The sequence below is a fragment of the Streptomyces capillispiralis genome, from assembly GCF_007829875.1.
Lineage (GTDB): Bacteria > Actinomycetota > Actinomycetes > Streptomycetales > Streptomycetaceae > Streptomyces > Streptomyces capillispiralis.
In genome coordinates, this window is record NZ_VIWV01000001.1 from 5,488,827 (window position 1) to 5,512,763 (window position 23,937).

Annotated in this window: 24 protein-coding genes and 1 tRNA gene; 11 read left to right on the forward strand and 14 right to left on the reverse strand. The window is 73.7% G+C overall.

Features of this window, described 5'->3' with window-relative positions; all coding sequences use genetic code 11:
• Positions 1 to 127 precede the first annotated feature (127 nt).
• Both FHX78_RS23860 and FHX78_RS23865 read left to right on the forward strand, forming a co-directional pair.
• Positions 128 to 1,270 (forward strand): sensor histidine kinase, encoded by a 1,143-nt coding sequence (locus FHX78_RS23860; protein ID WP_189908656.1) that lies wholly within the window; start codon positions 128 to 130, stop codon positions 1,268 to 1,270.
• Complete coding sequence (locus FHX78_RS23865) at positions 1,261 to 1,905, forward strand: response regulator transcription factor (RefSeq protein ID WP_167531834.1); 645 nt, start codon at positions 1,261 to 1,263, stop codon at positions 1,903 to 1,905. The genes FHX78_RS23860 and FHX78_RS23865 overlap by 10 nt, the downstream gene beginning before the upstream one ends.
• A 67-nt stretch (positions 1,906 to 1,972) precedes the next feature.
• Here the strand turns inward: FHX78_RS23865 and FHX78_RS23870 are convergent, their stop codons facing one another.
• The 3 genes from FHX78_RS23870 to FHX78_RS23880 all read right to left on the reverse strand — a co-directional run bounded on the left by FHX78_RS23870 (position 1,973) and on the right by FHX78_RS23880 (position 4,555).
• On the reverse strand, positions 1,973 to 2,191 hold the full coding sequence (locus FHX78_RS23870) for an FmdB family zinc ribbon protein (RefSeq protein WP_145869459.1): 219 nt from the start codon (positions 2,189 to 2,191) through the stop codon (positions 1,973 to 1,975).
• Positions 2,192 to 2,219: 28 nt separating this feature from the next.
• Positions 2,220 to 3,665 carry a hypothetical protein gene (locus FHX78_RS23875; protein ID WP_145869460.1) on the reverse strand — a complete coding sequence of 482 codons (1,446 nt, stop codon included), beginning with the start codon at positions 3,663 to 3,665 and terminating at the stop codon, positions 2,220 to 2,222.
• A 74-nt stretch (positions 3,666 to 3,739) separates the two neighbouring features.
• Complete coding sequence (locus FHX78_RS23880) at positions 3,740 to 4,555, reverse strand: DUF4097 family beta strand repeat-containing protein (RefSeq protein ID WP_145869461.1); 816 nt, start codon at positions 4,553 to 4,555, stop codon at positions 3,740 to 3,742.
• Positions 4,556 to 4,751: 196 nt separating this feature from the next.
• Here FHX78_RS23880 and FHX78_RS23885 point away from each other — a divergent pair.
• Positions 4,752 to 4,823 (forward strand) — tRNA-Val (locus tag FHX78_RS23885).
• Between the two features lie 100 nt (positions 4,824 to 4,923).
• On the opposite strand, the gene FHX78_RS23890 is transcribed toward FHX78_RS23885, so the two are convergent.
• Both FHX78_RS23890 and FHX78_RS23895 read right to left on the reverse strand, forming a co-directional pair.
• Positions 4,924 to 5,277, reverse strand: a complete 354-nt coding sequence (locus tag FHX78_RS23890; RefSeq protein ID WP_145869462.1) for a hypothetical protein — start codon at positions 5,275 to 5,277, stop codon at positions 4,924 to 4,926.
• 37 nt (positions 5,278 to 5,314) lie between these two features.
• On the reverse strand, positions 5,315 to 6,235 hold the full coding sequence (locus tag FHX78_RS23895) for a ketopantoate reductase family protein (protein WP_145869463.1): 921 nt from the start codon (positions 6,233 to 6,235) through the stop codon (positions 5,315 to 5,317).
• A gap of 106 nt (positions 6,236 to 6,341) precedes the next feature.
• Here FHX78_RS23895 and FHX78_RS23900 point away from each other — a divergent pair, with 106 nt between their 5' ends.
• Positions 6,342 to 6,572 (forward strand): DUF2277 domain-containing protein, encoded by a 231-nt coding sequence (locus FHX78_RS23900; RefSeq protein WP_145869464.1) that lies wholly within the window; start codon positions 6,342 to 6,344, stop codon positions 6,570 to 6,572.
• A 268-nt stretch (positions 6,573 to 6,840) separates the two neighbouring features.
• Here the strand turns inward: FHX78_RS23900 and FHX78_RS23905 are convergent, their stop codons facing one another.
• The 4 genes from FHX78_RS23905 to FHX78_RS23920 all read right to left on the reverse strand — a co-directional run bounded on the left by FHX78_RS23905 (position 6,841) and on the right by FHX78_RS23920 (position 10,786).
• On the reverse strand, positions 6,841 to 7,443 hold the full coding sequence (locus FHX78_RS23905) for a DedA family protein (protein ID WP_145869465.1): 603 nt from the start codon (positions 7,441 to 7,443) through the stop codon (positions 6,841 to 6,843).
• Between the two features lie 226 nt (positions 7,444 to 7,669).
• A complete protein-coding gene (locus tag FHX78_RS23910) occupies positions 7,670 to 8,122 on the reverse strand; it encodes a DoxX family protein (RefSeq protein WP_145869466.1) in 453 nt (150 codons plus the stop codon).
• Positions 8,123 to 8,406: 284 nt separating this feature from the next.
• On the reverse strand, positions 8,407 to 10,053 hold the full coding sequence (locus FHX78_RS23915) for an alkaline phosphatase D family protein (protein ID WP_145869467.1): 1,647 nt from the start codon (positions 10,051 to 10,053) through the stop codon (positions 8,407 to 8,409).
• A gap of 88 nt (positions 10,054 to 10,141) precedes the next feature.
• A complete protein-coding gene (locus FHX78_RS23920; protein ID WP_145869468.1) occupies positions 10,142 to 10,786 on the reverse strand; it encodes an HNH endonuclease family protein in 645 nt (214 codons plus the stop codon).
• A 403-nt stretch (positions 10,787 to 11,189) separates the two neighbouring features.
• Here FHX78_RS23920 and FHX78_RS23925 point away from each other — a divergent pair, with 403 nt between their 5' ends.
• Together FHX78_RS23925 and FHX78_RS23930 are read left to right on the forward strand one after the other, a co-directional pair.
• The gene (locus FHX78_RS23925; RefSeq protein ID WP_145869469.1) at positions 11,190 to 11,771 is read left to right on the forward strand and encodes a TMEM165/GDT1 family protein; all 582 of its coding nucleotides are present in this window, start codon (positions 11,190 to 11,192) and stop codon (positions 11,769 to 11,771) included.
• A 204-nt stretch (positions 11,772 to 11,975) separates the two neighbouring features.
• Positions 11,976 to 12,638 carry an HAD-IA family hydrolase gene (locus tag FHX78_RS23930; RefSeq protein ID WP_145869470.1) on the forward strand — a complete coding sequence of 221 codons (663 nt, stop codon included), beginning with the start codon at positions 11,976 to 11,978 and terminating at the stop codon, positions 12,636 to 12,638.
• Between the two features lie 21 nt (positions 12,639 to 12,659).
• Here FHX78_RS23930 and FHX78_RS23935 read toward each other — a convergent pair whose 3' ends face one another.
• Positions 12,660 to 13,802 (reverse strand): peptidoglycan-binding domain-containing protein, encoded by a 1,143-nt coding sequence (locus FHX78_RS23935; protein WP_145869471.1) that lies wholly within the window; start codon positions 13,800 to 13,802, stop codon positions 12,660 to 12,662.
• A 160-nt stretch (positions 13,803 to 13,962) separates the two neighbouring features.
• On the opposite strand from FHX78_RS23935, the gene FHX78_RS23940 reads away from it, so the two are divergent.
• Positions 13,963 to 16,059, forward strand: a complete 2,097-nt coding sequence (locus FHX78_RS23940) for an MDR family MFS transporter (protein WP_145869472.1) — start codon at positions 13,963 to 13,965, stop codon at positions 16,057 to 16,059.
• Positions 16,060 to 16,064: 5 nt separating this feature from the next.
• Here FHX78_RS23940 and FHX78_RS23945 read toward each other — a convergent pair whose 3' ends face one another.
• Entirely contained in the window at positions 16,065 to 16,556 is a 492-nt protein-coding gene (locus FHX78_RS23945; protein WP_145869473.1) for a GNAT family N-acetyltransferase, read from the reverse strand.
• Positions 16,557 to 16,744: 188 nt separating this feature from the next.
• Between FHX78_RS23945 and FHX78_RS23950 the strand changes: the two genes are divergently transcribed.
• Both FHX78_RS23950 and FHX78_RS23955 read left to right on the forward strand, forming a co-directional pair.
• The gene (locus FHX78_RS23950; RefSeq protein ID WP_145869474.1) at positions 16,745 to 17,413 is read left to right on the forward strand and encodes a hypothetical protein; all 669 of its coding nucleotides are present in this window, start codon (positions 16,745 to 16,747) and stop codon (positions 17,411 to 17,413) included.
• 4 nt (positions 17,414 to 17,417) lie between these two features.
• On the forward strand, positions 17,418 to 18,179 hold the full coding sequence (locus tag FHX78_RS23955; RefSeq protein ID WP_145869475.1) for a hypothetical protein: 762 nt from the start codon (positions 17,418 to 17,420) through the stop codon (positions 18,177 to 18,179).
• Here FHX78_RS23955 and FHX78_RS23960 read toward each other — a convergent pair.
• Entirely contained in the window at positions 18,168 to 18,590 is a 423-nt protein-coding gene (locus FHX78_RS23960) for a DnaJ family domain-containing protein (RefSeq protein WP_145869476.1), read from the reverse strand. The two genes, FHX78_RS23955 and FHX78_RS23960, sit on opposite strands and share 12 nt — an antisense overlap.
• A 144-nt stretch (positions 18,591 to 18,734) precedes the next feature.
• On the opposite strand from FHX78_RS23960, the gene FHX78_RS23965 reads away from it, so the two are divergent.
• On the forward strand, positions 18,735 to 19,127 hold the full coding sequence (locus tag FHX78_RS23965) for an FHA domain-containing protein (RefSeq protein ID WP_145869477.1): 393 nt from the start codon (positions 18,735 to 18,737) through the stop codon (positions 19,125 to 19,127).
• Positions 19,128 to 19,143: 16 nt separating this feature from the next.
• On the opposite strand, the gene FHX78_RS23970 is transcribed toward FHX78_RS23965, so the two are convergent.
• Both FHX78_RS23970 and proP read right to left on the reverse strand, forming a co-directional pair.
• Complete coding sequence (locus tag FHX78_RS23970; RefSeq protein ID WP_145869478.1) at positions 19,144 to 19,821, reverse strand: O-methyltransferase; 678 nt, start codon at positions 19,819 to 19,821, stop codon at positions 19,144 to 19,146.
• A gap of 79 nt (positions 19,822 to 19,900) precedes the next feature.
• On the reverse strand, positions 19,901 to 21,337 hold the full coding sequence (proP, locus tag FHX78_RS23975; RefSeq protein WP_145869479.1) for a glycine betaine/L-proline transporter ProP: 1,437 nt from the start codon (positions 21,335 to 21,337) through the stop codon (positions 19,901 to 19,903).
• A 394-nt stretch (positions 21,338 to 21,731) separates the two neighbouring features.
• Here proP and FHX78_RS23980 point away from each other — a divergent pair, with 394 nt between their 5' ends.
• Positions 21,732 to 23,783 (forward strand): bifunctional glycosyltransferase 87/phosphatase PAP2 family protein, encoded by a 2,052-nt coding sequence (locus FHX78_RS23980; RefSeq protein ID WP_145869480.1) that lies wholly within the window; start codon positions 21,732 to 21,734, stop codon positions 23,781 to 23,783.
• The last annotated feature ends 154 nt before the right edge of the window (positions 23,784 to 23,937 follow it).

Consider the following 23,937-nt stretch of genomic DNA (forward strand, 5'->3'; position numbering starts at 1 on the left):
ACCACGCTAGAAAACCGGACCTGAAGGAACCCTGAGGAAATCCGCACGATGCGCTGCGGTCTCCCGCAGCCGCAATTGCGGTTTTCCGCAGTGTGCGCGGCCCTTGCCCCCGACTAGCCTCGCGATCATGCGAGACATGGTGCGGCGTGTGGTGCGGTGCGCGGTGGGCCTCATCTGGGGGGCCGCCGCGGCCGTCGTCGAGCTGCTCTGCACAGTTCTGGCCGGTCTGGTCCTGCTGCCCGTCGTGGCCTGGCCGCGCGGCCGCCGCGCCGTGCTCCGCCCGGTCCTCGCGGGCGCGCGGAGACTGACGGAGCTGGAGCGCGCCCGGCTGCGGATCTGGCTGCGGTTCCACGTCCCACCGGTCTACGGGGACACCCAGGCCGCGGGCTATGTGGCCGGCCGCTGGCCCCTGGGCCTGCTGGGCGCGGTGGTGATGCTCTCGGTGGCGATAGGCCTCGGCTACGGCACGTCCTGGATGTACCTGTGGCTGCTGGTCGACGACATACGCGAAACCGAGGCGATCGCCTACACGTCCCTCGGAGGACTGTTCCTGCTCTTCCTCGCCGTGCAGGGGATACTCGGCGTGGCCGAGCTGGAGGGGAAGCTGGCCCGCCGCCTCCTCGGCCCCCATCACCCCGAGGCGCTGGAGCGGCGCATCGCGGAGCTGTCCGCGAGCCGGGCGGCCGTGGTCGACGCGGTCAACGACGAGCGGCGGCGCATCGAGCGGGACCTGCACGACGGGGTGCAGCAGCGTCTGGTGGCGCTCGGCATGCTGCTCGGCCGCGCCCTGCGCAGCGAGGACCCCGACCGTGTGGACCGGCTGCTGCGCCAGGCCCACGAGGAGAGCCGGAACGCGTTGGAGGACCTGCGCGAGGTGGCCTGGCGGATCTACCCCACCACGCTGGACGAGGCGGGGCTGCGGGCGGCCCTGGAGACGGTCGCCGAGCGGGCCTCCGTGCCGGTGCGGGTGGAGTACGGGCTCACCGGGGAGCCCCTGCGGGCGGTGGCCACCGTCGTCTACTTCGTGGTCTGCGAGGCCGTCACCAACGCGGTGAAGCACGCGGCGCCGAGCCGGATAGTGGTCGAGGTGGGATCGAGGGAGGGAGCGTTGTACGTGAGCGTCGAGGACGACGGCCGGGGCGGGGCGAACGCGTCGGGCAGCGGACTGTTCGGGCTCGCCAGACGGGTCGCCGCGCTCGACGGGCGCCTCGAGGTGAGCAGTCCGCCGGGCGGGCCGACCCTGGTGACCGCGGAGCTGCCATGCGCGTGATCCTGGCCGAGGACTCCACCCTGCTGAGGGAGGGCCTGGTGCGGCTGCTGGCGGAGGAGGGCCACCAGGTGCTCGCCGCCGTGGGCAACGCGGAACTGCTGCTGAAGGCGGTGACCGAGGATCCGCCGGACGTGGTGGTCGCCGATGTGCGGATGCCGCCCACGCACACCGACGAAGGGCTGCGCGCGGCCCTGGAGATCCGTCGGCGCCTGCCGTCGGTGGGGGTGCTGGTGCTCTCGCAGTACGTGGAGAAGCGGTATGCGACGGAGCTGCTGACCGGTGAGTCGGAAGGGGTCGGCTATCTGCTGAAGGACCGTGTCGTCCAGGTCGACGAGTTCCTGGACGCTCTGGAGCGGGTGGCCGGCGGCCGCGCCGCCTTCGACCCGGAGGTCGTACGGCAGCTCCTCGGCGGCACGACCCACACCGACCCGCTCGCCCGCCTCACCGCACGGGAGCGGGCGGTCCTGGCGGAGATGGCGCAGGGGCACACCAACGCCGCCATCGCGCGGCGCCTGCACATCTCGCAGAGCGCGGTGGAGAAACACACCAACGCGATCTTCGACAAGCTGGGACTGACAGGAGGTGAGGGCTACTCCCGCCGGGTGCTGGCGGTGCTGCGCTACCTCGGCAGCTGACACCGGACGGGCGGCTCGGACAGCCGGGACGCCACGAAGGGCCACGACCGTCCGCCGGGGCCGGGGGTCAGCCGCAGCAGCCTCCGCCGCAGCAGCCCCCGCCACCGCTCGCGCGGGGAGCCGGGGCCGGGGCCGAGGCGGTGCCGGCCACCGCGACCGTGGAAAGGAGCTTCACCGTGTCGTCGTGACCCGCCGGGCAGGGGGCGGGGGCGGAGGACTCCGCCATGGGGCGGCTCAGTTCGTAGGTGTCGCCGCAGGTCCGGCAGCGGTACTCGTAGCGAGGCATGGGCACAGGGTAACCGGCGCCGTGACGGTCAGGGGGCGGTGGAGCCGCGTTCCTCCCGGATCAGGGCCACCACACGGCTCACCGACGCCCGTACCTCCTCCGTCTCCGTCAGGAAGTGCCAGTAGTCGGGGTGCCGGCCCTCCAGGCCGGTGATCGCCCGCTCCAGCCGGGCCACGGCGTCGTCCAGGGGGCGGGCGTGGCGGGGGTCGGGGGTGTGGCGGCCGGCCATGGCCAGACGCTGGGCGTCGCGCAGGGCGAAGCGGGTGCGTTCGATCTCCTGCTCGGGATCCTTCTGCACCGCGTTCAGCCGCCGCAGCCGGTCACCGGCGGCGGACACGGCCTCGTCGGTCGTGTTCAGCAGCGCCCGCGCGGTCGACAGCAGCGCGGTCGCGTCCGCCCAGCGCTGCTCGTCGCGCGCGGTTCTGGCCTCGGCGAGCCGGGCTTCGGCCTGGGCGACGTTCCGCGAGGCCACGTCGGGGACGCCCTGCAGGTCCTGCCAGCAGGCGGCGGTGAAGCGGCGGCGCAGTTCGCTCAGGACCGGTTCGACCTGTTCGGAGCGGGTGGTGAGGGCCTGGGCGCGGGTGCGCAGGGAGACCAGCCGGTGGTCGATCTCGGCGGCCCGTTCCGGCAGGCGTTCGGCTTCGACGCGGACGGCCTCGGCCTCGCGGGTGACGCGGTCGGCCCGTTCCAGGGTCTGGGGGACGCCGTGCCGGCCGGCGCCCTGGTTCAGCTTGGTCAGTTCCGGGGACAGCGCGGCGAGCCGGGCGGCGAGGTCGTCGGCCCGCAGTCCCGATCCGCGGGCCGTGTCGAGGGCGTTGGAGGCGGCGAGCAGGGCCTGGCGGGCGCGTTCGACGGCGGGGGCGAGCCGGGCCAGCTGGGTCTCGGCCTTGCCGAGGAGGGGGCCGAGCCCGTCGGCGTACCGGTCCAGCTCCTGCTTGACCCGGTCGAGCTCGTCCTTGGCGGCGGTCAGCTCGGTGCGGGCCCGGGCGGCCGCCGCGGCCTCCAGGTCGTCGCGGTCGAGGTCATGGGCGTCGACGGCGCCGATGTAGCGGTGGCTGGCCTCGTCGATCCGCCGGCCGAGCGCCTCGAAGTCGGCGACGGCGCGGCGGGCGGCGGGGGAGTCGTCGACGGCGGTGATCGTCTCGACGGAGATCCGCAGGTCGCGCTGGGCGGTGTCGAGTTCGTAGAACGCGGCCGCCGCGGCGTCCTTGGCGGCCTGGGCCTCGGCCCGCTGGTTCTCGGCCCGCCCGCCGAACCAGCGCCGGGTGCCGCCCCCGGCGAACGCGGCGGGCAGCGCCAGCGCCGCCACCAGCGGCAGGGCCACGAGGGCGAGCGCGTCACGCAGCGGGCCGGGTGTCCGGCGCGGACGGGGCCGCGCCGGGAGAGGTGGCCGCGAGAGGACGGCGAGGGGAGGAGGCGTGCGGGGCACGCGCGGTTCCGACGGCGAGTACGGCTGCGCTGGTGTCGCCGTCACATCCCTCTCCCGTACTGTCGTTCGCCCGGCCCGGTGTCATTCTCCCACCGGTGAAGGACGAAGACACGGGTCGGTCAGTTCGCCGTGCGGACGGTGAGTTTGCCGTCGCCGGTGCGGGCGTTCACCACGTGGGGGCTGGAGTCGTCGCGGGGCACGGACACGTCCTCGGCGCCGTCGCCGGTCCCGGTGTCCACGCGGTAGGCGGCCCGGGGCAGGTCGATGGTCAGGGATCCGTCGCCGCTGCGGGACTCCACCAGGTCGGGCACGGCCCCGAGTTCGAGGCGGACCGAGCCGTCCCCGCTGTGGGTGCGCACGGTGCGGGAGGACACCTCCGCGCGCACGGATCCGTCCCCGGTGCGCAGGTCCAGGGGGCCGGTGGAGTCCGTGACGTGGACCGAACCGTCCGTCGTGCGGATGCTCAGCGCGTCGCGGAAGCCCCGGGCCCGCACGCTGCCGTCCTTCTCCACGACCTTGACCGAGACCCCGCGGGGCACCTCGACGCGGTGCCGGGTGGAGCAGTCGGCGACGACGCCCGAGCACTTCTCCCGCAGCACCAGCCGGTCACCGTCCATGGACCAGGTGACCTCGGGGTCCTTGCCGATGGCGACCGTGCCCTGGAACCACCGGGTGACCTCGACCCTGCCCGGGGGGTTGCCGTCCGCGGCGACGATGTCGAGCGCGGAGTCGTCGGAGTCGATGGTGAGGGTGCGGCCGGGCAGGTCGAAGGACCGGCGGTCGGGATCGTCGTCGTCGGCGGCCGACGCGCCACAGGCGCTGAGTCCCGCGACGAGCACCACGGAGGCCCCGACGAGGGCGAGGGCGTGCACCCGCACCGCACGAGCGGAGCCGATGACGCGGGCGGTGCGGGTCCTGCGGGTGGTGCGGGTCATGACGGTCTCCCCCTGGGACGGACGGCGGCGCTCTCCAGCGAGGTCGAGCGTTCTTCGACCGTACGGACGAGGGGCCCGCCGGGGGATCCGGGCGGCTGGCGGATCGGAGGTGGGGATAACCCCCGGTACGGGTTTGCGGGACGGCGGCCCCGGCCATGTAGGCTGTCCACTCGGCCTGGGCGCGCGCCCCGGTCACGGGTGCGTAGCTCAGGGGTAGAGCGCCTGCCTTACAAGCAGGATGTCGGCGGTTCGAAACCGTCCGCGCCCACCGCGGCCAAGGGCCCCCGGAGTTCTCCGGGGGCCCTTGTCGTCGTGCTCCCGCGAATGCTCCGCGCGGGGCATCTCGGCCGGGTGCGGGTGCGGGTGCCCTACGACGGCTGCTCCGCGCCCCGGGCCGCCGCGCCGTGGGCGTGCTTCAGCCGGGAGCGGGCGTCGATCCGGTCGGAGCCGGTGAGTTCGGCCCAGTAGCGGTGGGTGCTGACGAAGACCGCGAGCTCGTGCTCCCGTCGTCTGAGCTTCTCGACCTCGGCCTGTTCGTCCTCCGTCCAGCCGGGGGAGGCGGGGCGCTCGACCTTGCGCCAGCCGTTGTCGTCGCTGAAGCCGTCGAGGGGTTCGACCGACCACGGGAGCCGCTTCAGCAGGGCCGACAGCTCGGCCCGGACCTGATGCAGTTCCTCCTGACCGGCGAGGAGATCACTGGGAAAGTCATAGGTCGCAGCCACGACCCAATGATACGCCTGTTCGATTTTGGGTGGCGAGTCACTCGGGGGTCTCCCCCTGGGCTTCACCCGTTCCGGTCACCTCCCGCACCACGGCCGCCGTCACGGGCGCCGGTATGTCGTGCCGTCGGGCGGCGCGCAGCAAGGCGCCGCCGATGGCGTCCAGTTCCAGGGGGCGGCCGGCCTCGGCGTCGCGCTGCATCGACGACTTCATCCCCGGCGGGAAGGCGTCGTAGCGGGCGAGCGCCCCGGCCGGGTCGCCCGGCCCGCCGCAGGCGCGGCTGATCGCGGCCGTCTCCGTCACCACGGCCGTCAGTTCGTCGCGGTGGGCGGTGCGCACGTCCCCCAGGGGGAGGCCGTACCGCGTGGTCAGCAGGGCCAGCGGGGCGAGGAAGGACATCTTGGCCCACAGCGCCGCCGTCTCGTCGTCCAGGACGGCGGTCACCGGGCCGGCGTCGCCGAGGGCGGCGGCCAAGGCGTCCAGGCGGTCGCGGGGCACGGGGTCACCGGTGAGGTCGATCTCCGCGAACGGGCTGCCGTGCTCGACGACCCCCGGCGCCACGCGGGTCGACTCGACGCGGATCACGCCGGGGGCGACCCGGTCGGGCCGGTAGCGGGCACGCAGGGCGGCCGGGTGCTCGACGCCGTTCAGGAACGGGACGACGAGGCCGTCGCCCAGAACCTCCGCCGGGACCCGGTGGAGGGAGGCGTCGAGAGCGGTGTGCTTCACGGTGATCAGGCAGGCGTCGACGGGCTCCCGCAGCCGGGTGTCCGCCTCGACGCGGGCGGTGAAGTCGCCGAACCGCCCGCTGCGGACCCGGACGCCGTGCTCGCGCAGGGTTGTCGCGGTCTCGTCACCGGCCAGGCAGATCACCCGGTGGCCGGCGCGGGACAGCAGCGCGGCGAGCAGTCCGCCCACGCCGCCGGGGCCGAGGACGGCCACGGTGAGATCGTTCGCCATGAGGAACCCCTCTCGTCGGTCGGCCCCTGGACGGTGGCCGCCTGCCGCGATCATCGCAGCCGCCGGCTCCGTGGTCATCACCGGCGGGGCGCGGCAGACTGGGGGCATGTGCCGGAGTATCAAGACCCTGCGTCCGCCCGTGCAGCCCGAGGAGGCCACGGAGGAGGAGATCCGGGCCGCCGCCCTGCAGTACGTGAGGAAGGTGTCCGGCTTCCGGGCGCCCGCCGCCCACAACCGCGAGGTCTTCGACCGGGCCGTGGACGCGATCGCCGAGGCCACGGCCGACCTGCTGGAGGGCCTGGAGGTACGGGGCGCCACGGCCCGCCGGGCGGGGTAGGACGGGCGGGGCCCATGACGCCCCAGAGGGGCGTGCCCCACGCCGACTGCCTCCGAGGGGCGTGCCCCACGCCGGATGCCTCCGAGGGGCGGGCCCTACGACGTCTCCCAGGGGCAGGCCCTACGCCGGACGCCTCCGAGGGGCGGGCACCACGACGGGCGCCTCAGAGGTGCCGACCCTGCGACGCGCCCGACGGACCGAACCGGCCCCTGCGGCGTGTCCGACGGACGGCCCCAAAGAGGCCCTGTGACGCGCCCGCCGGACGGCCCTAAGAAGCCTCCGACGCCCGCGGCCCCCGTCGCATCAGATACCCCGCGCCCGCGCCCGCCGCGAACAGCGCGCCCACCGACACCGCCGTCGCCAGCCAGGTCGCGCCCAGCCAGTGGGCGCCGAAGTAGCCGAGCGCCACGCTGTACGCGGCCCAGGACAGGCCGGCCAGGGCGGACCAGGGGAGGAAGTCGCGGGCGCGGTGGTGTGCGGCGCCGGCGCCGAGGGAGACCACCGAGCGGCCGGCCGGGGCGAACCGGGCGAGCACGACCAGGGCGCCGCCGCCTCGGGCCAGCGCGGCGCCGAGACGTTCCTGCGCGCCCTTCAGCCGCCGGGACCGGGCCAGCGCCCTGTCCAGCCGGGCTCCGCCGCGCCAGGCGAGGCGGTAGGCGACCAGGTCGCCCAGGACGGAGGCGGTGGCGGCGCAGAGCGTCAGCACCAGGATGTCGGGCACGTCGGTCGCCGTGCCCGCGGCCGCCGCCGTGGCCGCCGTGATCACCAGGACCCCGCTGGGCAGGACCGGCAGGAACACGTCGAGCAGGACCGAGAGGGCCACCACCGCATAGATCCATGGGCTGCCGACCAGCGACCCCACACTCTCCACCCGAACTCCCCGTTGGCGCCCCCGTGGGCCAGACCGTGCCGCGGTGTCGCGGGGGGAGCGGCAGGAGTGACCTTTGACAGCCACACAGCGTACGCGTGAGCTGTGACAGAAGGGTCACTGGGGGTTCGCGCGTCCGACGCCGGGAGTTCGCCTTCGTCGTGCCGACGGCCCCGTGGACGGCGGAGGGTGTCCTCCCCGGGTCGGGGAGGACACCCTGGGGAGCGGGTCAGACGGCCACCGGGGTCTGCTCCGGCGTGCGCTGCCCGTTCGCGGACGTGCGCCTGGTGATCAGGCGGTCCAGGCCGAAGGCTCCGGAACCGGTGAACACCAGCAGGAACATGGCCCAGCAGTACATGGCCGCGCCCTCGCCGTTGTTCTGGATCGGCCACAGCGCCTCGGGCTGGTGAACCTTGAAGTAGGCGTACGCCATCGCGCCGGAGGAGATGAACGCGGCGGCGCGGGTGCCGAGGCCGAGCAGGACCAGGCTGCCGCCGACGAGTTCGATCACGGCCGCGTACCAGTTGGGCCAGGCGCCGGTCTCGGCGGTGCCGCCGTTGCCGTCCACGCCGCCGAGGACGCCGAGCAGGGACACGGCCCCGTGGCAGGCGAAGAGCAGGCCGACGACGATGCGGAACATGCCCAGGGCATATGGCTGGGCGCTGTTGAGGCGTCCGGTCATGGGGGGTCTCCTTCGGTCAGGCCGGCCCCCGGATGGGGCCGGTCCGGGGACGAACCGAGTTGGGACCACGTTAGGAGCGCCTAATTGATAGTTGCAAGTTCAAGTTTTGGCCACGGATTTACGTCGTCCGTGCCGTTCCGAGGCCCGCTGCCGCATGTCATACGGCGCCCCACCCACCTCGATGCTCCCTCAGGTGACCGGATCCGCCCCTTCTTTGATAAGCAACCGACAGGTTCCTGCAGCCTCACGGGCTCACCGCCTCACCGCCTCACGGCCTCACGGCCTCACGGGCTCAGCCGGGTCTCCATCACCGTCCTGAGCCGCGCCCCGGCCTCTCCCGGCGATGCGTGTTCGAGGCGCAGCGCCGCCGAACGCCCCTGGGTCGTCAGCGTCATCAGCTGGTTGCCGAACCAGGGTCCGCCCGTCTTGCGCCACTCGACCGGCGGCCGTCCCAGACCGCCGTGCCGTGCGAACACCCGGCCGAGCGCCCGGGCACCGGCGCTCCAGCCGAAGCGGAAGCCGAGCCGCAGCGACTGGGGGATGGAGTTGTGGACGGGGGAGCAGGTGAGCTGCACGACCCGGGCGTCGGGCCCGGTGTCGCCGGGCCAGGCCGGCTCGGCGACATAGGCGTGGTGGACGTCGCCGGAGAGCACGCACACCGTCGCGGGCGCCCCCGCACCCGTGCCGGCCTCGGCGATCAGCTCCGCCAGTTCGTCGAACGACTCCGGGAAGGCCGACCAGTGCTCCAGGTCCGCCCCGCGCCGCAGCTTCTCGCCCAGCCGCGCCCAGCGCGCTCCCTTGTCGCCCCGGCACAGCACGGAACTCCACGCCTCCACGTCGTGCACCAGGTGAGGCAGCAGCCAGGGCAGGGACGTACCGATGAGCAGGTGGTCGTACGAGCCGTGTCCGTCCAGGACCTGTTCGCGCAGCCAGCCGGCCTCGGACGGGTCGAGCATGGAGCGCCGGCCCTCCTCCAGCACCCGGGCCGCGCGGCTGTCCACCATCAGCAGGCGGACCCGCCCGAAGTCGCGCCGGTAGCTCCAGCGCACGGAGGCCGCGTCCGCCTCGGCCCGGGCGGCGAAGGCGCGCAGCGCGTCGGTGCCGTCGGGGGTGTCGCGCAGGGACGCGTACAGCGGGTCGGCGTCCACCTCGGCGGGGGAGAGGTTGCCCAGGTGCTGGTGCACCCAGTACGACATCAGACCGCTGAGCACCCGCTCCCGCCACCACGGCAGGGCGCGCATGTCGGCGACCCAGGAGGCGGAGGTGTTCCAGTCGTCGATCACGTCGTGGTCGTCGAAGACCATGCACGTCGGCACGGTGGACAGCAGCCAGCGCACCTGAGGGTCGAGCCAGGACTCGTAGTAGAGGTGGGTGTACTCCTCGTAGTCCGCCACCTGGCCGCCCGGGGCGTCGTTCAGGTCGCGGCGGGCGGCGAGCCAGTCGCGGGTGGCGTCGGAGGTCTCGTCGGCGTACACCTGGTCGCCCAGGAGCAGCAGTACGTCGGGCCGTGCGCCCGCCGGGTCGGCGGCGATGCGGCGGGCCAGGGCGTCCAGGGCGTCCGGGCCGACGGGGTCGGCCTCCCCGGTGGGCGGGGCGGCCCAGCGGCAGGAGCCGAAGGCGACGCGCACGCGGTCGTCGGCGCCCGGGGTGGCGATGACGGACGGCGGGAGCGAGGCGAAGGGCTCCTCGGCCACCGGCCACACCCGGGTGCGGTCGAGGAACACCTCGTAGGGCGTGGACGTGCCCGGGGTGAGGCCGGTGACCGTGACGAGCGCGTAGTGGTGGCCGGCGATCTGGAAGGTGCCGGCGCTGCCGCCGGGCCCGTCGTCGCAGCGCACCTCGACGGTGCCCGGGCGGCTAGTCTCGACCCAGATGGTCGCGGACGAGCCGTCGATGTACCTCAGCAGTGGTCCGAGCCGCAGTCCGGCCATGGTGACCCCTTCCTCCGTCGCCCCGTACGGTACGGAACGACGGAGGCCGGCGGGGAGATCCCGGGGCTCAGCGGTTCGCGGGAACGGCTCAGCAGCTCGCGAGGCGGTTCTGCAGGGCGGACTTCTCCGCCGAGTCGACGGAGAGGCCGTAGTAGTACTTCACCTGGACCCAGGCGCGGACGTAGGTGCAGTGGTAGGCGGTGCGCGAGGGCATCCAGGTGGCCGGGTCCTGGTCGCCCTTGGCCTGGTTGACGTTGTCCGTGACGGCGAGGAGCTGCGGGCGGGTCAGGTCGTTGGCGAAGGACTGGCGGCGCGAGGTGGTCCAGGCGTCGGCGCCGGAGTCCCAGGCCTCGGCGAGCGGGACGAGGTGGTCGATGTCCACGTCCGAGGCGGCGGTCCAGGTCGCGCCGTCGTACGGGGAGTACCAGCTGCCGCTGGTGGAGGCGCAGGAGGAGTCGGTCTGCACGTTGGAGCCGTCGCGCTTGAGGACGGTCTCGCGGGTGTTGCAGGTGCCGCTGATGGTGATCCAGTGCGGGAACAGGTCGCGGTTGTAGCCGGTGCGGTCCTCGGTGCGCACGGGCAGGGTGGCGAGGTAGCCGCGGGCGGTGTCGGCGCTGACCGGGGTGGGGAGGGCGGCGGAGGCGGCCGGGCCGTTGAACAGGCCGATGGAGGCTATGAGTCCGGTGAGTGCCGCGACGATGCCGAGCTGTCGACGCGCGTAGAACTTGGCCATGCGAACTCCTGTGTGGGGTGGGCGTGTTGGAGCGTGGGCAGGGGAATGCTCACGGCTCCGGGTTGCGGGGAGGGGTGCGTCCGGTAAGAAGTTAGTGACGCGGCCATGTCACGTCTACGGTCCGGTGGTGAAAGTTCCGCGTGCGGGGACCGCCGCGGGCCTCGCGTACCATGGACGGCGCAGAAGGGGAGTAGCTCTTCGCCGGACCGTCGACATACTGCTCAGCCCGCCTGAGCCGGCGCCCGGAGGCGGACCTCGCGCGAGCGGGGCCGGCCAGCGAGACCTTCGGCAAGCAGTGCACACCCGTGCCCCCGGCGCGGGTGCCGTGTGCTGCCGTGCCGAGGTGTCCCGCGCAAGCGCACAGCACTCTCGGTGGGGCGGCCCCGACCGATTGAGGAATCCGTTGATCAGCCTGACCGTGACGGCCGTCGTCTTCGGCGTCGTCTTCCTCGCCGAACTGCCCGACAAGACCGCCCTCGCCGGTCTCGTCCTCGGCACCCGCTACCGCGCCTCGTACGTCTTCGCCGGTGTCGCCGCCGCCTTCGCGCTGCACGTCGCGCTCGCCGTGGCGGCCGGCAGCGTGCTCACGCTGCTGCCGCAGCAGATCGTGCACGCGCTCACGGGCGTGCTCTTCCTGGGCGGCGCGGCGATGCTGCTCTTCAAGAAGGACGAGGACGAGGAGGAGGTCCGCAAGCCGGAGAACCAGTCCTTCTGGAAGGTCTCCGGGGCGGGCTTCATGCTCATCCTCGTCGCCGAGTTCGGCGATCTGACGCAGATCATGACGGCCAACCTCGCCGCCCGCTACGACGACCCGCTCTCCGTCGGCCTGGGCGCGGTGCTCGCGCTGTGGTCGGTGGCCGCGCTCGGCATCGTCGGCGGAAAGGCGCTGATGAAGCGGGTGCCGCTGCGGCTGATCACGCAGATCGCGGCGCTGCTGATGCTGGGGCTCGGGGTGTGGAGCCTGTGGGAGGCGGTCACCGGGTGACCCTCTCCGGGCGGTTCCTGCCGGACGGCGGCGGACCGAAGCGTCGGTGAACGGTGGGCGAAGGCGCTGGCGGGATGCCGGATCGTTTTGTACCGTGGATGAACAAAGTGGCTCCCGCCCGTTTTCCCTGACCGGCGGGCGGGGCCGCCTTGTTTCCCCGGGGCCGCCACCGCGGGCCCCCACCTCCGCGCCCTGGAGCTGCCGATGACGGCCACCGCCGTACTCACCGCCCGCGCCCTCCTGCTCGACATGGACGGCACCCTCGTCAACTCCGACGCCTCCGTCGAACGCGTCTGGCGGCGCTGGGCCGAGCGGAACGGGCTCGACGGAAACGAGGTCATGAAGGTCGTGCACGGCCGCCAGGGCTACGCGTCGATGGCGCTGCTGCTGCCCGGCCGCCCGATGGAGCAGAACCACGCGGACAACGCCCGCATGCTCGCCGAGGAGACCGCCGACACCGACGGCGTCGTCGAGATCCCCGGCGCCCGCGCCTTCCTCGCCTCCCTCGCGGGGCTGCCGCACGCGCTGGTGACCTCCGCCGACGTCGCCCTGTCGACGGCGCGGATGGCCGCCGCCGGACTGGAGCAGCCCGATGTGCGCATCACCGCGGAGTCCGTCGGCGCGAGCAAGCCGGACCCCGAGGGCTTCCTGAAGGGCGCGGCGGAACTGGGCGTGGACCCGGCCGACTGCGTGGTCTTCGAGGACTCCGGCGCGGGCATCGCGGCGGGCCGCGCCGCCGGGATGCGGGTCGTCGGGGTCGGCCCCCGGGCCGGTTTCCACCGGCCGGACGTGGTCGTACGGGACCTGACCCAGGTACGCGTGGAGGCCGGGGCGGACGGCGTCGTCCGGCTGCACATCACGCCGTAGCGCCGGACCGCCGCGGGCCGCCTACGGCTCCCGGGTCTCCGACTCCAGCCGCTCCCGGGTCCGGGGGCCGTACACGCCCAGCTCGTCGCTGAGGCCCCGCGACCACTGGTAGTTGCGCAGGGACTCCTCCATGCGGTGGGTGAACTGGCCGTCGATGTCGTCGTTGTAGAGGTACAGCTGGCGCAGCCGCAGCTGGAGTTCCGTGACCTCCGGGCCCCGGTCGCCGCGCCGCAGCACGGGAGCGGTGGCCTCGTCGTCCTCGTCCGTCTCCTCGGCGGGTGCGGAGGCCGCGGTGGTCGTCGGGGCCGAGGACGGCTCGGCCGGCCGCGAAGGGCCCGGCGAGGTCTCGGCCGCCGACGGCGACGCGGAGGCCGACGGGCTCGCGCTCGCGGACGGCGAGGCCGACGGGGAGACGGAGAACGCCGGCGCGGTGGCCGACGCGCTCGCCGTGGGCGTCGCGGAGGGGGAGCCGGGCGACGGGTCCGGAACGCCCTCGCGGATGTCCTGCGGCGCCGCGCTGTTCCGGGACGGCGTCTCGTAGGAGAACAGCCCGCTCGCCCATCCCGCCGCCCCGGCCACGGCGACGACGGTCCCGGCGACGGCGAACAGCATCCCGGCGCGGCGGCGGCGCGGCGCCGGCTCGCCGCCGGTGTCCGGCTCCGGTGTGCCGGGGCCGGTTCCGGTCGGCCGCGCGGTGTCGAACAGATGCAGGTCGGTGGCGCTCGGCGGGGTCGTCGCGGGCGCCAGCGGCGTGGGCAGCACGGACGTCGCGTCCACGGCGCCGGACCCTCCCGGGGCGTCCGGCGGCCCCGGCGGGACGGCGCGCAGGCTCATGGTCGCGTCGCTCGCCCCGGCGCCGGGCCGCTCCGGCACGGAGGCGCCCTCCACGGCTCCGGGCGCGGACGCGGAGGGCGGCAGTGGCGGTGACGCCGACGCACCGGCCTCCCCGGCCGGCCCTTCCGGCGTACTCCCCCCGGCTTGGCCGTCCAGCTCGACGTACGGCCGTATGCGCAGTGGGTCGAAGTCCTCGGCCGCCGCCGCCTCAGCGGTGCGGGCGTCGCGGAGGGCGTCGGACGCGCGCAGGGTGCAGCCGCAGGAGGGCGTGCTGTCCCCGTTCCTGGGCGCACCGCACTCCGGGCACGGATGGTCGCTCGGCTGTTCCACGTGTCGTCCCTCCCCTCGCGAACTCCAGAGATTATGCAGATCTTCTTCACACCTCCGCGCGCACGCCCCCGGAATGTGGACTTCCGATCGGACTCAACAGGCCATAACAGGTCACACCGATCACGATGGAGGGTGGAACGAGAACCTTGTGGAGGTCTGCATGGCCGGGGACGCACACGGCACGGCGCCGGAGGCGAGCGACGCGCGGTCCGGACCCGGCGCCGGACCGCGGGCGTGGGACGCCGGCGCCGACGGCCGGGAACAGGTACCCGGCAACGTCCTCGTCTCGATCGGCGCCCTGTTGCTCGGGCTGCTGCTCGCCGCCCTCGACCAGACCATCGTGGCGACCGCGCTGCCCACCATCGTCAGCGAGCTGGGCGGCCTGGCGCACCTGTCCTGGGTGGTCACGGCGTATCTGCTGGCCTCGACCGCCGCGACCCCGCTGTGGGGCAAGCTCGGCGACCAGTACGGGCGGAAGAAGCTGTTCCAGACCGCCATCGTGATCTTCCTGGTGGGGTCGGCGCTGTGCGGCGCGGCGCAGGACATGCCGCAGCTGATCGCGTTCCGCGCGCTCCAGGGACTGGGCGGCGGCGGGTTGATCGTGCTGTCGATGGCGATCGTCGGCGACCTCGTCCCGCCCCGTGAACGCGGCCGCTACCAGGGCCTGTTCGGGGCGGTGTTCGGCGCGACGAGCGTGCTCGGGCCGCTGCTGGGCGGACTGTTCACCGAGCACCTGAGCTGGCGCTGGGTGTTCTACGTCAACCTGCCCGTCGGGGTTGTCGCGCTCGCCGTGATCGCGGCGGTGCTGCACATCCCGCGCCGTCCGCGCAAGCACGTCATCGACTACCTCGGCACCTTCCTGATCGCCTCCGTCGCCACCTGTCTGGTGCTGGTCGCCTCCCTCGGCGGCACCACCTGGAGCTGGGGTTCGCCGCAGATCGCCGGGCTCGCGCTGCTCGGCGCCGCGCTGATCGTCGCCTTCGTGGCGGTGGAGCGCCGGGCCGCCGAGCCGGTGCTGCCGCTGAAGCTGTTCCGGACGCGCACCTTCACGCTCTCCGCCGTGATCAGCTTCATCATCGGGTTCGCCATGTTCGGCGCGATGACCTATCTGCCGACCTTCCTCCAGGTGGTGCAGGGCGTCACCCCGACCATGTCCGGCGTGCACATGCTGCCGATGGTGGCGGGCATGCTGCTGTCCTCCACCGGCTCCGGGCAGATCGTCAGCCGCACCGGCCGCTGGAAGGTGTTCCCGATCGCGGGCACCGCCGTCACCACCCTCGGACTGCTGCTGCTCCACCAGCTCGACGCGGACAGCTCCACCGCCGAGATGAGCGCGTACTTCTTCGTCTTCGGTCTGGGACTCGGCCTGGTGATGCAGGTCCTGGTGCTGATCGTGCAGAACGCCGTCTCCTACGAGGACCTCGGCGTCGCCACCTCCGGCGCGACCTTCTTCCGCTCCATCGGCGCCTCGTTCGGCGTCGCCATCTTCGGCACGATCTTCGCCGGCCGCCTGGGCGACAAGCTCACCGACGCCCTCGGCGGGGCCCGGCTCCCGCCCGGCGTCTCCGCCGACTCGCTGGAGGCCGACCCGCGCGGCATCGCCGCCCTGCCGTCCGCCCTGCGTCCCCGCGCGATCGACGCGTACGCCGCCGCCATCACCGACGTCTTCCTGTACGCCGTACCCGTCGCCCTGCTCGGTTTCGTCCTGGCCTGGTTCCTCAGGGAGGACCGGCTGCGCGCGTCGGTCACCGCGCCCGACGTGACGGAGACGCTGGCCAGCAATCCGGTGGAGCGGTCCTCGTACGACGAGGTGTGCCGGGCGCTGTCGGTGCTCGGCACCCGCGAGGGGCGGCGCGAGATCTACCGCAGGATCACCGAACGCGCGGGCTACGACCTGCTGCCCGCGGCGAGCTGGCTGCTGCTGCGGATCAGGAAGTACGGCTCGGTGGAACCGGCCCGGCTCGCCGAGCACAGCCCCATCCCGCTGGGCGTCGTCCTCGAGGCCGCCCGCCAGGTCGAGGTGCGCCACCTCGCCGTGCGCCAGGGACTGGACATGGTGCTGACCGCCGAGGGGCGCGAGGTGACGGAGCGGCTGGCGCGGGCCCGCGAGGAGTCGCTGGCCGAACTGCTCGGCGACTGGTGGGGGCCGGACCGGCCGACCGACCTGGTGCAGCTGGTGCACGAGCTGAACGACGAGCTGTGCGGCTCCCGGGGGGAACGCCCCCACAACGGGCACACGGTGACCCGGACGGGCTGACGCCCTCAGCCGAGCTCCTTGGCGAACCAGTGCTCGGCGTACGGTTCGGCGTTGTGCGGCTCGGTCTCCGTGTAGCCGAGCCGGGCGTACAGGGTCCGGGCCTCGACGAGGTCACCGCGGGTGTCCAGGACCATCCGCCGGGCGCCCGAGGCCCGCGCCGCGTCCTCGGCGGCCCGCACCAGCAGCGCCGCGCCACCCCTGCCCCGCATCCTCTCGTACAGGAAGACCCGGGTCAGCTCGGCGGTCGCGCCGTCCAGCAGCCGGATGCCGGCGGTGCCGGCCGGCTCACCCGCGTACCGCGCGACCAGCAGCCGTCCCCGCGGGGGCGCGAGGTCGGCCCCCGTCCCGGCGGCGATCTCGCGCTCCAGCTCCCCGGGGTCGGTCCGGCGCCCCTCGTGCAGCAGGTACCAGCGGTCGCTGACCTCCGTGTAGTACGCCCGCCAGAGCGCGGCGGCGACGGGGGAGTCGTACGGTTCCGGGGTGACGGTCCAGGTCATGCCCGCATTGTCGGCGGTCCCTCGGGTGCGCGCGCAACCGAATTGAGGGGGCGTCCGGTCCACCCGGCACCCGTGTGCCGCGCGGGTGCGCCGTTCCCGGCCCCGTTTGTGGGCGGTCCTTCGGGCAACCCGGTAGCCGAACCGGCTCGCGAGGAGTGCCGGTTGGGCCGAGAACCCGGAAGGCATCCATGTCCACTGGCCTGATCATTGCGTTGATCGTGATTGTTGCGCTTGTCGTCGTCGTCGCGGCCGTCGTGACCCTGCGCGCCCGCGGCCCACGGCACGGCGCGGGCCTGAAGCGCCGCTTCGGGCCCGAGTACGACCGTGCCGTCGCCCGGCACGACGGGGACACCAAGGCCGCGGAGCGGGAGCTCGCCGAGCGCGTGCAGCGCCACGGCGCCCTGCGGGAACGGCCGTTGGAGCCCGTCGAGCGGGAGCGGTACGAGGTGCGCTGGACGGCCGCGCAGGAGCGGTTCGTCGACGCGCCGCGGGAAGCGGTCGTCGAGGCGGACCGGCTGCTCGCCGAACTCGCCGCCGCCCGGGGCTTCCCCGGCGACGGCCACTACGAGGACCAGGTCGCCGCGCTGTCCGTGCACCACGCCCACCACGTCGAGGGCTACCGGCGCGTGCACCGGGTGGCGCAGGCGCACGCGGGCGGCGCATACGACGGCGCGGGCACCGAGGACCTGCGCGAGGCCATGGTCGAGGCCCGCGCCCTGTTCGACGACCTGCTCCAGCCGTCGGGCCACGACGGCGGACGCCACCGCGCCCACGCGGACGGCGACCGCACCGCCCCGGCGCGCCGCGGCCACCACACCCCGTCCCTGTTCCACCGGCGCCAGACGAAGGAGGGCTGACGCGATGTCCGACACCACCCGGCGCCCCGGTGACGTACCGCTCCCCGACAGCGCCCGCACCACCCCCGCCACCGATCCCCACGCCACCGACCCCTACGCCACCGAGCCCCATGGCACGGACCGCCCCGGCACGGACCGGCTGGGCACCGCGCCCCACGACACCGGCCACCACGGCACCGAGCCCCATGGCACGGACCGCCCCGGCACGGACCGGCTGGGCACCGCGCCCCACGACACCGGCCACCACGGCACCGAGCCCCATGGCACGGACCGCCCCGGCACGGACCGGCTGGGCACCGCGCCCCACGACACCGGCCACCACGGCGCCGACCCCCACCGCACGGACGCACACGGCACGGACCGCCTGGGCAGCGCGCCCCACGACACCGGCGTCCACCGCACCACCCCGCACGACTCCGCCCGCCCCGGACCGGAGCACGCGGGTCCCCACCACGCGGGCGAGAAGGGCGCGCGGGCCCGTCTCCTCCGGCACGACGACGGCGACAAGCTCGCGGCGCGGCTGCAACACGCCGTGGCCGAGTTCGTCGACGCGCCGCGGGATGCCGTCCAGGAGGCCGACCAGGTCCTGGAGCAGCTCACCGCGCTCCTCACGGACGCGGTCACCGAACGGCGCCGCACCCTGCGGGGGTCCTGGCGGACCGCGGAGACCGACGAGGGCAGGGCCACGACGGCGGCCGACACCGAGCAGCTGCGCCTGGCCCTGCGGGACTACCGCGAGCTGGCCGAACGGCTGCTACGCGTCTGACCCGTCCGCCGCCGCCCGGCGCTCCCGCCACCGCCGTACCACGTCCTCGACGTCGTAGGGCTTCATTCCCAGCGGGGGGCCGGGCGGCGGCTTGAACATCATGTCGCGGATCTTCGCGTTGACCTCGGTGAGGATCTTCCGCACGATCCGCTCCGAGGGGGCCGCGTACGCGGCCTCCAGCGCGTCCTCCGCCTCCTTGCGCAGGGCCAGCGTCGGCGGCAGCACCGAGAAGCCCTCGCGGGCCATCTTCCGCTTGACCCACCACAGTTCGTCGTACGCGGTCTCCACCTCGCGCGGCAGCGGTTTGCCCGCTCCCGGCAGCCGTTCGAACTCGCCGCGCGCGTCGGCGTCGCGGATCTGCTTGTCGACCCAGCTTTCGAAGTCGACCCCCGGTGGCTTTCGCTCGGTCATGAGGCCATTGTGCCGGACGCCACGGAGCCGGGCGTTTTATCATTCGGCGGCGGCGAGCAGATCCGGCCGCCGCACACGGCCGTTCCCGGCCGCCGCCGGTCCCGGGCCCGTCCGGCCCGCCAGGACGTCTCAGGAGGAGCGCACGTGCTCGAACTCACCATGGCCGCGGTGTCCGCGGCGGAAGCGGGCGCCACGGCCGGCATGCTCATGGCCGACGCGCCCGACGAGCCGGGCACCGTGCTCCGGGTGGGCCGGGACAAGACGGTGTGCCGGCTCTCCACGCCGGACGACTGGCTGTTCGTCTCCCGCGTCCACCTGGAGTTCCAGTGCGCGCAGGACGGGACCTGGCAGCTGACCTGGCTGCGCGGTTCCCTGCCCGAGCCGTCCTGCGAAGTCCGGCTGACCCTCGGGGAGTACGCCCACCCGGTCGCCTACGGCGGCACCGTCGCGCTGCCCCGCGGCGGCAGCGGTGAGGTCGTCGTCCAGGACCCCACCGCCCCGCGCAGCGTCAACGTGGGCTTCTACCACGAGGTGTGAGGCGTCCCGCCCCCGGTCACGCCAGCACGCGGGCCAGCGCGAAACCGTCGTACGCCTTGGCGCCGACCGTCTGGATCGCCGTGCCGCTCAGCCGGGGGTGGCTGCCGATCATGTCGAGGGCGGCGCGGGTGCCCACCACGTCCGGGTCGGTGTTGGCCGGGTCGGCGACCCGGCCGCCCCGGACGACGTTGTCGAGGACGATCAGGCTGCCCGTGCTGGTCAGCCGGAGCGCCCACTCCATGTAGTGCGGGTTGTTCACCTTGTCGGCGTCGATGAAGACCAGGTCGAACGGGGGCGGGTTCTCGTCGGCCAGCTGCGGCAGCGAGCCCAGTGCCGCGCCCACCCGCACCTCGACCTGCTGGTCGAGTCCCGCGCGGGCGATGTTGCGGACCGCGACCTCGGCGTGCCGGGGGTCGTACTCCAGGGAGATCAGCCGCCCGTCGGCCGGGAGGGCGCGGCCCAGCCAGATGGTGCTGTAGCCGCCGAGGGTGCCGATCTCCAGGATGTGCCGGGCCCCCTGCACCTGTGCGAGGAGTTGCAGCAGCTTGCCCTGCAGCGGTGAGACGGCGATGGCCGGGAGTCCGGCGGCGTCGCTGTCGCGCAGGGCGGCCGCCAGGGCGTCGTCCGGGGCGTCGGGCAGGAGGCGGTCGGTGAAGTAGGCGTCCACCTCGTGCCAGAGCTGCGGCTCGCTCATGCACCTGTACCTTCCGTACGGCTAGTTAGGCTCTCTAACCAGTTCCGCCAGCGAAGATACGCCGTGCGTTCGCTTTCCGTCAGGCCTTTTCCCGGTGTGTCCCGGCCTCCAGCGACGGTGCCGAACCCGGCAGCGGGCGGCCCGCCGACTCGGCCATGCGCCACACCGCGAACCCGCCGATCACGGCCGCCGCCATCATGTAGTAGGCGGGCATCATCATGTCGCCGGTCGCGCCGATCAGGGCCGTCACCACCAGCGGGGTGGTCCCGCCGAACAGGGACACCGAGACGTTGAAGCCGATCGACAGCGAGCCGTAGCGCACCCGGGTCGGGAACAGCGCGGGAAGCGCCGACGGCATGGCCGCGGTGAAGCAGACCAGCAGCAGGCCGAGCGCGCCCATGCCGGCGGCGACCGCGAGCAGCCCGCCGTCACGGATCAGCAGCAGCGCCGGCACGGACAGCACCAGGAACCCGGCGCAGCCGGCCGCGATCACCGGACGGCGGCCGACCCGGTCGGTCAGCGCACCGGCGAACGGCTGGACGATCATCATCAGGACCATCACGCCGAGCACGACGACCAGGCCGTGCGTGGCGTCGTAGCCCAGCTCGCTGGTCAGGTAGCTCGGCATGTACGACAGCAGCATGTAGTCGGTGACGTTGAAGACGAGGACCAGGCCCACGCACAGCAGCAGCGCGCGCCACTGGCCGGTCACCATCTCCCGCAGCGGCACCTTCGGGCGGCTGCTCTCCGCCTTCTCGAGCTCGGCGGCGAACGCCGGGGTCTCCTCCAGGCGCATCCGCAGGTAGAGGCCGATGATGCCCATCGGCCCGGCGATCAGGAACGGGATCCGCCAGCCCCACGACAACAGGTCGTCCGAGGACAGCAGGGCGGTCATCAGCGTGACCAGGCCCGCGCCGCCGATGTACCCGGCGAGCGTGCCGAACTCCAGCCAGCTGCCGAGGAAGCCGCGCCGCCGGTCGGGGGCGTACTCGGCGATGAAGGTGGAGGCGCCGGCGTACTCGCCGCCGGTGGAGAAGCCCTGCACCAGCCGGGCCGCGAGCAGCAGGACCGGGGCACCGACGCCGATCGCGGCGTACGAGGGGATCAGGCCGATGGCGAAGGTGCCCGCCGCCATCATGATCATCGTGAGGGCGAGGACCTTCTGCCGTCCCACCCGGTCGCCGAGCGGGCCGAAGACCATGCCGCCGAGCGGGCGGACCAGGAAGGCCGCGGCGAACGCGCCGAACGTGGACAGCAGCTGGGCGGTGGGGTTGCCCGAGGGGAAGAAGACCTTGCCCAGGGTGACCGCGATGTAGCTGTAGACACCGAAGTCGAACCATTCCATCGCGTTGCCCAGGGCGGCCGCCTTCACGGCACGCCGGACGAGCGCGGGGTCGGTGACGGTGGGGGAGACGGTGGACGGGTCGGGCGCCTGCGCGGAGCCGGTCCTCCGGGGGGAGGGGGAGCCGGCCGGATGAGGGGCGACGTGGGGAGTGGCGACTGGGGCAGTCGACAAAACTTCGCTCGCCTACCTTTCGACGGGGACAGGGACACGGGACCGCGCGGCGGCGCTGTCGGCGGACCGACGAAGCGACGATAGGCGCCGTTGGCCCCTCTACGGGCGGTACGCACTCAGCTGCACACGGCACATGAACGCGGTGTGTGCAGGCACGCAGCCCCGCCCCGCGGCCCGGTGGCCGTCCCCCCGCTGTGATGCTTCTCGCGTCCGTCGCGGGCAACCCCGACCCCCTCGGACTATCGTCATCCGGACAAAAGCGAGAGGGCCGTCAGGTGAAGCCGCGGTTGCCTGCGTCCCTCTCCGGGGGAGGTGCGAGCTCATAGGGTTCGCAGAGTGCACCCCCGCGTGCGCGGCGCGCGCGGGACACGACGGGGCGGGAGGCCGACGAGGCGTGGCGAATGCGGAGCACAGCGGACGACCGGCGGAGCCCTTCGGAGCGACGGCCGTCGGCGGCACCCGGGCGCGGCTGCGCGCGGCGCGCCTCGGACTGTGGATACTCGCCGCCGTCCTCGCCGTGCGCCAGCTCGCCGTCGTCCTCACCACCCCGCGCGGGGAGCGGCTGACCGACCTGGAGACCTGGGTGGGCCCCGAGGGCGTGCTGCACGTCAGCGGCTCCCTCTACGACTCCACCCGCTTCACCGGCACCCCCTTCGGCGGGCTCGTCCTCAAACCGCTCACCCGGTCGGCCGAACAGGCCCTCGGGTGGGGCTGGACCTTCGGCACCCTCTTACTCGTCGTCGCCCTCGGCGTGATCGCCGCCCGCGCCCTGCCGCAACCGGTCGGCCGGCGCACCGCGCTGCTCGCCGCGCCCGTCGCCATCAGTTTGCTCATGCTGTCCCTGCCGGTGCGCAACACCCTCTGGCTCGGCCAGACCAGCATCATCCCGGTCCTGCTCGTCCTGCTGGGCTGCTTCGTCGCCCACGGCCAGCGCACCAGCGGCACCCTGATCGGCGTCGCCGCCGCCCTCCAGCCGACCCTGCTGCTCTTCGCGCCGCTGCTGTGGTTCACCGGCCGCCGCCGGGCCGCCACCGCCACCGGCGTCACCTTCGCCGCGGCCACCGCGCTCGCCAGGGCCGCCATGCCCCGGGACTCCCACACCTACTGGGTGCACCACATGGCGGGCGTCGGCCTCGGCGGCCCCGCCGACGACCTCGCCAACCAGTCCCTGCACGGCGCCCTGCTCCGGCTCGGCCTCGAAGGCCCCCTGGAGATCGGCCTCTTCCTGCTGCTCGGCGCGGCGGTCGTCACCCTCGGCGTCCGGCGCGCCGTCCGCTACGCCCGCGACGGCCAGCTGCTGCTCGCGGTCGCCGTCACCGGCTGCACCGCCATAGCGGTGTCCCCGACCGCCTGGCAGCACCAGCTGCTGTGGGTGCTGCCGGCCGTCGTCGGCCGGGTCGGCAAACGCGCCTCCGACCGGCTGCTGTGGCCCGTCGCCGTCGTCCTGGCCATGACCCTGCCCGCCAAGATGATGCTGCCGAACATGGCGGCGCTGTACCCGCTGCGCGACAACGTCGTCCTCCTCGCCGCGCTGGCCGCCGCCACCGCCGTCCCCTTCCTGTCCCGCACCTCGCCGTACTTCAGCTCACCCGTCCCCGCCCAGTACGCCCCGCCGGTCCCCACCCGCTTCGCGTTCGTCCCGCTGCTGCCCTTCCTGCGCCGGGTGCTCACCCGCCCCAACCTGCTCCTGGAACTGCTGCTGATCCGCGTCACCTACGCCGCGTACGCCAAGGTCCGCCTCGCCGCGACCGGCGGCAGCAACTCGGCGGGCCGGGCCCGCGCCGAGGAACACGGCCACCAGATCCTCGACCTCGAACGCGTGTTCCACCTGGACATCGAGCACGCCGTCAATCACGCCGTGGTGAAGATCGGCTGGCTGCGCGAGTTCTTCGACTTCTACTACACGTCGTTCCACTTCATCGTCCCGCTGACCGTCCTCGGCCTGCTCTACTGGCGGCGCCCCGTCGACTACCGCTGGGCCCGCGCCGGCCTCGGCTTCGCCACCCTGCTCGCCCTGGTCGGCTTCTGGCTCTACCCGCTCGCCCCGCCCCGCCTGATGCCGGACCTCGGCATCATCGACACGGTCCACGGGGTGCAGGACTTCACCCAGCCGGACTACGGCACCCTGACCGCCCTCACCAACCAGTACGCGGCGATGCCGTCGCTGCACTTCGGCTGGTCCCTGTGGTGCGGCCTGGTCATCGCGGTCATCGCGCCGAAGACGTGGATGAAGGCGGTGGGCCTGCTCCACCCCCTCTTCACGGCCTCGGCGATCGTCGCCACCGGCAACCACTGGGTGCTGGACGCGGCCGGCGGCGCGCTCGTCGTCGGCGCCGGCTTCGCCCTGACGTACCTGCTCCAGGGCCCGCGCGCCCGTACGGCCGCGCCCGCCGCCGCACTCGGCAGCGAGCCGTCGGTGCCGGAGAAGGACCGCACTCCGAGCTGATCCGGTACCCGTCCGGCGCCGCGTGTGGAAGCCGGGACGGTGCAGCGGCGGACACCAGGGGTGGGGTAAACGCGTGAACACTTCACCGCCGACTGTTGCTCCACTGCTCAGTTGAGCGGCTTGTGGGCACTTCAGCCCCGACTGTTCACCGTTC